This is a genomic window from Streptomyces griseorubiginosus (assembly GCF_001514195.1).
Lineage (GTDB): Bacteria > Actinomycetota > Actinomycetes > Streptomycetales > Streptomycetaceae > Streptomyces > Streptomyces griseorubiginosus.
This window is the reverse complement of record NZ_KQ948756.1, coordinates 1-6,525: the sequence shown is the minus strand read 5'-3', so window position 1 is coordinate 6,525 and position 6,525 is coordinate 1. Positions and strand designations below refer to the sequence as shown.

General features: G+C 66.0%; 6 protein-coding genes and 1 pseudogene. 2 read left to right on the top strand and 5 right to left on the bottom strand.

The window, feature by feature from the left end; translation table 11 throughout:
• From AQJ54_RS42890 to AQJ54_RS44755, 4 genes and pseudogenes are all read right to left on the bottom strand, one after another.
• A partial coding sequence (locus tag AQJ54_RS42890; RefSeq protein ID WP_211278662.1) for an IS701 family transposase occupies positions 1–355 on the bottom strand: 355 nt, incomplete at its 3' end.
• A 155-nt stretch (positions 356–510) separates the two neighbouring features.
• Complete coding sequence (locus AQJ54_RS42885; protein ID WP_062247071.1) at positions 511–1,284, bottom strand: SDR family oxidoreductase; 774 nt, start codon at positions 1,282–1,284, stop codon at positions 511–513.
• Between the two features lies 1 nt (position 1,285).
• Positions 1,286–2,758, bottom strand: a complete 1,473-nt coding sequence (locus AQJ54_RS42880) for a carotenoid oxygenase family protein (protein WP_062247069.1) — start codon at positions 2,756–2,758, stop codon at positions 1,286–1,288.
• A 283-nt stretch (positions 2,759–3,041) separates the two neighbouring features.
• Positions 3,042–3,912: pseudogene (locus AQJ54_RS44755) on the bottom strand (IS5 family transposase).
• Between the two features lie 532 nt (positions 3,913–4,444).
• Here AQJ54_RS44755 and AQJ54_RS45970 point away from each other — a divergent pair.
• Positions 4,445–5,053, top strand: a complete 609-nt coding sequence (locus AQJ54_RS45970; protein WP_159055676.1) for a hypothetical protein — start codon at positions 4,445–4,447, stop codon at positions 5,051–5,053.
• A gap of 194 nt (positions 5,054–5,247) precedes the next feature.
• Positions 5,248–5,610, top strand: coding sequence for a helix-turn-helix domain-containing protein (locus AQJ54_RS43090; RefSeq protein WP_079070337.1), 363 nt, complete (start codon positions 5,248–5,250; stop codon positions 5,608–5,610).
• Positions 5,611–6,122: 512 nt separating this feature from the next.
• Here the strand turns inward: AQJ54_RS43090 and AQJ54_RS44750 are convergent.
• A partial coding sequence (locus AQJ54_RS44750; protein ID WP_107121279.1) for a GNAT family N-acetyltransferase occupies positions 6,123–6,525 on the bottom strand: 403 nt, incomplete at its 5' end.

Here is a 6,525-nt window from a genome sequence, read left to right as displayed (position 1 = left end):
CGAGGTAGACGGCGACCTGACTGTTCTCGATGCGTCCAGCGGTGCCGGCGTACTGGCGCTGCACGCCCACGGTGTGCATACCCTTCTTCCAGTCACCGGTCTCGTCGACGACCAACACCGCGTCCTGGTGATGCAGGTTCTCGGCGACGAAACCGCGGACGTCGTCACGTACCGCGTCTGCATCCCATCGAGCCCGCGACAACAGGTGCTGCAGACCGTACGGACTCGCGTACCCGGCATACTCAGCGAGCGTCCAACAGTTCTTGCGCGGCAGGTCCGACAGCAGCCCGAGCACGAACGCCCGTACCCGGCGCCGCGGTTCCACCCGGCCGAACCGTCGCGCGATGCGACCCATCAGAACCTCAAACGCGGCCTGCCAGCTGCCAGGATCTATGCAGTGACCTGCGGCCACCGACTGATCTTCCGTCTTCACACGCCGATGATCACCGATGGCCACACCTGTTCCCGGAGCAGCCCAGACCAGCAAGATCGCGATCTACAGCTGGAGTATTAGCCGAGGAAGGTTCCGCCGGTCGCATCGATGACTTGTCCGGTGATCCAATTGGATTCACCACTCGCGACGAAGGCCACGATGTCTGCGATCTCCTCGGGCGTGCCGATACGTCCGAGCGCGGATTGCGCTGCTGCCTGCTTCACAAAACCGGGGTCGCCCGCCGACATCCTCAGAAACTCCTCGGTGCCCGTTGGTCCGGGGGCCACCGTGTTGACGGTGATCTGGCGCTGACCGAGATGTAGCGCCAGGGTCTTACTGAAGACCTCGAGCACACCTTTCGCCATGGCATAGGCGATCACCCCGGGATTGACGACACGCGCGGTGCCGGACGAGATGTTGATGATGCGCCCACCGTCGCGCAACCGGGCCAGCGCAGCCTGGGTGATGAAGAATGGCGCCTTCACATCCACAGTGAAGGCATCGTCGAACTGTGCTTCGGTAATGGTTTCGATGGTTCCGACAACCATCTGCCCGGCGTTATTGACCAAGATGTCCAGGTCCTTGCCGGACTGCCGCCCAGTCAACTCACCGTCGATAGCCTCGAACATGGGAATGACGGACTGAGCCGGCTTGCCGAGATCGGCCTGTACGATGCAGCCACTCCCGCCTTCCGCTTCTATCATGGCGAGTGTTTCTCGGGCGCCTTCTTCACTTTTCCCGTAGTGGATGACGACGAAGGCGCCATCGGTGGCGAGGCGACAGGCGATGGCGCGGCCGATACCGCGGCTGGCACCGGTGACGAGCGCAACTTTTCCGGCGAGGCGCGACATGTCAGTTCGCCCCGAGAAGATGCGTCTCGCCCATCAGTTGACGCTTCCCGTACCAGAATCCGTGGCCCGTGCTGCGCACGCGCATCGGCAGGGCGACGGTCGCAATCGGCGGGCCGTCGATATTCTGCGCGTCGAGGATCAGGAACTCGCTGCGCATTTCGTCGTGTCGTCCGACGACAACGAGGACATAGCCTTCACCTTCGGCAGCCCCGTCGTGCGCCGGAACGAACTGGGGCTCGCTGATCGAGCAGTTGTCGCCAGCGTAGCGAATCCGGGTCGGCTTCTTTCCGGTGACATCCATGGTCGCGATCCACTGCCACCCGCCGCCGACTCGATTCTGACCGGGCACATCAAGAAGGTTCAGTGCACAGAAGCTGTAGGGCTGGGTCTCGAAACGGGTATCGATGCGCGGGAGTTCGCAGGGATACTGCAGCAGCTGACGCTCCGTGAAAGTGTCGCCCTCGCTACCCATGTCGATGACCCAGCGCTTCATGTAGGGTTTCGTGTCTTCCGGGTCGAACGGCGAACCGTCGGCGTTGGGGAAGAACGGGAAGAAGCTGCGGACACTCAGCGTGTTGTCGGCGTAGATGTAGCGACTGTCGTCATAGGCGCCCACGGTGTGCCCGTGACACTGGTTGGGGCCGACGAACCAGCGAATCTGATCTGCGGTGCCCTTGCGCGGCAGTACACCAAGGTGCACCTGCTCGCTGGTGTCGTACTTGAACGCCGGCTCGCGCTTCTCCAGCCATTCGTATTCGTGACGCAGCGGCGTGATAGGGAACACCACGTAGTTTTGGGTCACCATGATGTCGTGCACCATGCAGGTGTACGGTGCTTCGAACCAGGTCTCGTGGATGATCTTCCCGTTGCGGTCCGCCTCGTAGTATGCGATATCTTTCGTGGCCGGGCCTTTGGCGCAGTAGCCGAAGAACACCAGTTCGCCGGTGCGCGGGTCGATCTTCGGATGGGCGGTGCAGGCTTCGGACGTGAAGTCTCCGCCGAAGGTGTACTCCCCGATCGTCTCCAGGGTGAAGGGATCCATCTCGACCGGCGGGCTGTCCTCCTTGAGGGCGAAGAACTTGCCGGCGTGCGAGAGCATGGTCACGTTGGCTGTTCCGCGGCGGACGCCTTGCACTGACGGGTCGTCGGTGAACGGGTTGCGGTACGCGCCGAAAAGTGCCCGGCCGGCCTGCTCCTCGGCAACGAATCGCGGAGTTCTGACATACCGTGTCCGGAAGTCCACGCGGCCGTTCGAGATGCGCAGGCATGACGCCATGCCATCTTCGTTCAGCAGGAAGATGTCGTTTTCGGTGAAGGAAGGCCACTGGCGATCGCCGAGCAGTCGGTAGAAGCCGCCGTCGAGATGCTCCGGAACCTTGCCCTGAACTACTTCCAGTCCTCGGATGTCGACCTCCGCGCGCATGGGCGCCTCGAAACTCTGGAACTCGTTCTGCGGAAACCTGATCTGCTGCATCCTGCATTCCTTCCACTGCGTCGGGGACCCCGTCGAGGGGCGGGCGAAGCAGGGCGGGCGTCCCGTCGCGGGCCGCCCCGCTTTCGCTAGATAGAGTCAAGAGGCTGCGCCCCGGCCCGCACTCGGTCCCGGACAACAATGAACCGCCCGGTGTTTGTGGTGGCAACCACAAGCGGAACCGCTCACGATGGGTGCTCGATCTTCGGACCGGGCCCGGGACAGGGGCAGCACCAACCAGCAGTGGACCTTTTCCAGCGTCACCGGCTAGGGGCTTTCGTGTGGATCAGCGGGCTGACCACAGGAAGATGCCCGCGATGTGGAGTGCGGCCAGGTAGATCGTGGCTGTCTTCTCGTAGCAGGTAGCGATCCCGCGCCACTGCTTGAGGCGGTTGATGCACCGTTCGACAGTGTTGCGCTGCTTGTAGGCCTCGCGGTCAAACACTGCGGCCTGCCGCCCCGGCTGCCTCGACGCAGCCGGTGGCCACGCTGATCTGCCGGGCCCGGGATCACCGCCCGGATGCCGCGCTTGCGCAGGTGGCTGCGGATCGCGCGGGAGGAATAGGCTTTGTCCGCCAGGACCACGTCCGGCCTGGTGCGAGGACGTCCGCGCTGCCGGGGAACGCGCAGGCGGGCCATGACGTCGGTGAAGGCCGTTGCATCACCTGCTTGTCCGGCGGTGAGAACGAACGCGAGAGGTCGGCAGCGGGCATCGGCGGCCAGGTGGATCTTGGTCGTCAGCCCGCCGCGGGACCGGCCGATGGCGTGGTCGCCGGGTTCGCCGGGCGGAGCCCCCTTTTGCGGGCCCCGGCCGCGTGCTGGTGAGCTCGCACGATCGTGGAATCGACGGACACCGCCCAGCCGAGGTCCTCATCGGCGTCGGCCTGTGCCATCAGCGCGGTGAACACCCGCTCCCAGGTGCCGTTGACGGCCCACATCCGCAGCCGGTTGTAGACCCCCCGCCAGTTTCCGTACCTCTCCGGCAGGTGGACCCACTGCGTTCCGGTCTGGAACTTGAACGCGATCGCGTCGATCACCTCACGATGATCCCGCCAGCGACCACCCCGCTTCGGCGTCCGGTCCGGGAGCAACGGCTCAATCCGCGCCCACTGGGCATCTGTTAACGGCACACCCGGACCAACGACCGACTGATCCAAACGAAACTGCCTAGCCGAGGAGGCTGCTGCCGGAGGCGTCGAGGGAGGCTCCGGTGATCCACCGCGCCCGGTTGGTGGCGAGGGGGATGGGTGTGGTGGCTGCGTGGGGGGTGGGTGGGGGCTGGGGAGGAGTGGGGCGGGTCCGGTTGCGGATTGGGTGAGCGGGTGCGTGAGGTGGGAGCCGAGGTCGTTGTAGGCGTGGACGCGGGCAGGGTGGTGCTCGGGTGTCTGTTCGTTGAGGGTCGGGTGCCGGGCGATGCCGGCTTGTTCGGCGCCGACGCACGCCACGCGAAGTTGGCGGTGGCCGGCAGCCAGGTGTGGGGGGCGAGGGCGAGCGGCTGTGGGGTCGTCGCCCGTACTCTTGGCATCGGCATCTCCGGCGCTGTCAGGTGGCAGCGGGCTGCGGCCGGGGTCTGGGGCGCCTGCGCGGCCGGCGTCGCTAGTTGAGACCCGCTGTGGTCTGGTTGAGTGGCCGGGCTCAATGATCGCGCGGTACTGGCAACGTGCATCGCCTGGCCACCAGAATCGTGCCATGGACGCAGGACTTGCAGGGCTTCTCGGCGGCGTCATCGGCGCCGCGGTCGGCGCAGTCGGCGCCACGGCATCCGCCTGGATCACCGGAAGGAAGGCAGAGAAGCAGGCCGAGATCCAGTCCGAGACACAATTGAGGCAGGCCCTCCTTCAGATAGATGCTGAACGGACTCGGGCTCTTCGTGAATCACGCAAGAGCGCCTACCTGGCTTTCGCCGAAGGCTGTCACCTGGTGTACGGAACATTGAGCGAAGCGGGCATCAAACTCGGAGGTATCGCAGCAAGCGACCCTTCTGAGGAACGTGAGGAGCGCCGCCTAACCGCCCGTTGCCTCTGCAGCGAAGCTCTGAACCGCCGGCTCGACCGCTTGCAGCACATCGTGTTCATGGAAGGTCCCAGCGAGATGGGTAGGGCTGCACAAGCGGCAACAGGGGCTTTGGTGCCGTTTTTCGGCGCAGTCATCGATTGGCTGCACGCGGTTGACAATGAATCAGAAACGCCGCAGCACGGGGCAGAACAGGATAGAGCCCACGGCGAGGCATACGGCAAGCTCCTGGAATTCCTCTATGCCGCCTCGGATGCGACCTTGCCGGACATTCGGGACAGGTAGGCCTGGGGTATTCGGGGAGTTTCCATACCCGACTCCACCATTACATGTGCCCGCCGAGCGGATCGAGTGGTCCTGGCAGCAGGCCAGCGACCGCCTCACCGGCCGGCTTCTGGGCCCCGCACCCTGGACAGCCCGCGGCGGAACTCGGCAGGCAGCGGCGGCGGACACGGCAGAGGGAGGGGGGCGGGGGCAGGATGAGGTGGGAGTTGGGGCTGCGGGCCGCTGAGCGAGGCGTGTTCACGGCGGTCGAGATGCGCCGGCTGCTGGCGCAGGCCGGACTGCTCATCAGTGCGGGCAAGGTGTCGGCCCTGTGGTCCGCCGCTGTGGCCCCGGTGTCAGCACGGCTCGATGATCTTGAGGTCCTGTGCCGGGTCCTGCGCTGCGGCCCGGGCGCCCTCCTGGTCCCTGAACGGCCGCCCGATCTGCTGGTCGGCGGGTGGATCACCGCCGCCGACCCATCCGGGACCGGATCCGGCGAGCACCCTGGGTGGGCCGGGCCTCAGGGTGAGGCGTGGTCGGGCCGGCGCCCGGTGCAGCCGAAGTTGCCGCCGCTGTGACGGCCCGAAATCCGTCCGCTGTCCCTGCCGGCGCACCCGCCGTCCGTGCAGGCAGACCCGCGGCCGTGGCTGTTGCGGACGCATCCGTCGTCGGGGCCTTGGTGTCCGGTCGGTCGATGCCTGCCGGGTCGGGGCAGAGGAGGGTACCCAGCCAGGCAGGGGGCCAAGGATGGTCTCTGGCGGGGGAGTTGAAAGGGTTGGTGCGCGGCTGGGGCCGTCCCCGGCTGTGTCCGGGCTGCGGGGTGAGGCCGGTGGCCTGCATCCTGCCGCGGATCGGTGTCTGTTTCGTCTGTCTGCCCGGCGGCCCGCACACACCGCCGCCGTGTGCGGCCTGCAGGCGCAGCGGCTTCTTTCATCAGGGCCTGTGCGCCGGCTGTTATCCGGCGTTGAAGTTGCCGACGGAGGCGGCGTTCATGTTGCTGATGAGCTGTGACGGCGACGCCCCACCGGTGGGTGTTTGGGCGGGGCGGTGGTCGGCGAGGTGTCGTTTTCGTCGGCAAGGTGCCGGTGGTTCAGTTCCTGTCTCCGGCCCCGGGTTGTGAAGGGAGCTGGTCACCTCGACCTGGTGGGGCTTCGGGTTCCAGGCTGAGGCGCATGCGCATGTAGTTTGCGTTGCCAGGACCGGGCCGGTGGTGTCCGTCGGGTTTCCATCCGTGCCGGGCGTAGAAGGCTTGGGCCCGGCTGTTGCGCTCCCACGCTTCCAGCACGCCCGTGGCCAGCGACGCATCGCGAAGGAACTGGACGAATGCCGCGTGCAGGTGGTTGCCGATGCCTTGTCCCCAGATGCCCGGGCGGACGTGAATCTGGTAGAGCTGACCGGCAGCTGTGACATCGAGGTCGGCTTCGTAGGGAGAGCCCATCGCTAAAAGGCCCACCAATTCGCCCTCTCGTTGCGCGCACAACACGGTCCGGTCA

Excerpts from the sequence above, each read along its gene's own strand:
- AQJ54_RS42885 (WP_062247071.1), bottom strand. The coding sequence starts at position 1,284 with ATGTCGCGCCTCGCCGGAAAAGTTGCGCTCGTCACCGGTGCCAGCCGC.
- AQJ54_RS45970 (WP_159055676.1), top strand. The coding sequence starts at position 4,445 with ATGGACGCAGGACTTGCAGGGCTTCTCGGCGGCGTCATCGGCGCCGCG.
- AQJ54_RS43090 (WP_079070337.1), top strand. The coding sequence starts at position 5,248 with ATGAGGTGGGAGTTGGGGCTGCGGGCCGCTGAGCGAGGCGTGTTCACG.
- AQJ54_RS42880 (WP_062247069.1), bottom strand. The coding sequence starts at position 2,758 with ATGCAGCAGATCAGGTTTCCGCAGAACGAGTTCCAGAGTTTCGAGGCG.